The 1,227-nt window shown below is 38.5% G+C and carries 1 pseudogene; it reads left to right on the forward strand.

Annotated features, from left to right (window positions below):
- A pseudogene (locus B3Z75_RS04930) lies at positions 1 to 918 on the forward strand (hypothetical protein); the annotation flags it as partial.
- Positions 919 to 1,227: the final 309 nt, after the last annotated feature.

The following is a 1,227-nucleotide window of genomic DNA, read 5'->3' on the forward strand; positions in this document are numbered from 1 at the left end:
TTTATACTATCATATTATGAAAAAGACACGTTGCAACCCATAGGGTATCCCTTTCTGTTACAATCGGACGGGGAGTTGTCTTATATCCAAAAACCCATGACATCCAATACGATTAAGGAGGAAAATATCTTTTCTGTCGTACAGGGAAGAAAACTGGCAGATAAGACGGGGAAAATTCCCATGAATCTCCAGTATAGGGAATTAAAAACAGACACAGCAACAATAACGGACATGCACCTTCTTCGCAAGTTTCCGGGAAAGCCGAACCTGCAGAGAATCAATGCCGGTTTCGCGGGAAGTTTATTGTTGGCATCAAATCATCAGAACGGTGAGTTCGACACACTGCATGTGTTTCGTGAACCATTGAAACCCAATATACAGCAAGTGACGATAGAGAATAAAAAAACGTATCGTTATTACAGGATAGAAACGCCAGATAAGAGTCCGGTAAATATCGCCCATCTGGAATTTTTGGGAGAAGAGAGTAATCGTTATCAATGGGCAAAACCAACGCCGCTGCCCATATTTTACGAGGAGGATGCGGTGAAGGAAGCGGGATCACTCTGTAAAATAATCGGACAGCCTGCGGACGACTGTATAAATGCGTTTGATGATAACCTCGAAGCTTTTGTGAATGCAAATTCGATAAAAACCGATTTTCAGAATTCCGTCAAAATAAAAGCTCTAAGAATTGCACCGAGAAATGCGAATAATCAGATTGTTGTGGGCGACAACTATTTCTTGTCCTATTTCGACGGCAAAGATTGGAGGGAGATCTTCAGAACCCGTGCCACCATGAATTATATAAAAGTAAATAATGCCCCTGCCCAAGGTTTATACTTGTTAAGGAACCTGGATAACGGAAAAGAAGAAATACCATTTCTCTATATAAGTGATGGGCAGGTATGGCTTGATTAAAACCTATACTATGTATGACAAAATAAAATAGGAATAATGAAATTAACATTTTTGCCACATTCGAGACTGTAATCTGATTGTGCTCATTCACAACTGGGGGAAAAGTTTTATATTTACATGCCAACGGGAATCTACTCATACACTGTAAGTAAATTCAATTTATACTCCACATCATATGTTTGAATATATAGAAAACGAGGGCTGAAATAAGCTGAAAAACTCATCCGGTTATTGTCTAACGATATAGTTTAATTTTTTTAAGGAGATAGAAAATAAAAGTTGTTTTTATTTTCTACTCTACTGCTCGGT

Origin of the sequence: Proteiniphilum sp. UBA1028, assembly GCF_002316955.1 — a bacterium.
In the GTDB taxonomy this organism is placed as follows: Bacteria; Bacteroidota; Bacteroidia; order Bacteroidales; family Dysgonomonadaceae; genus Proteiniphilum.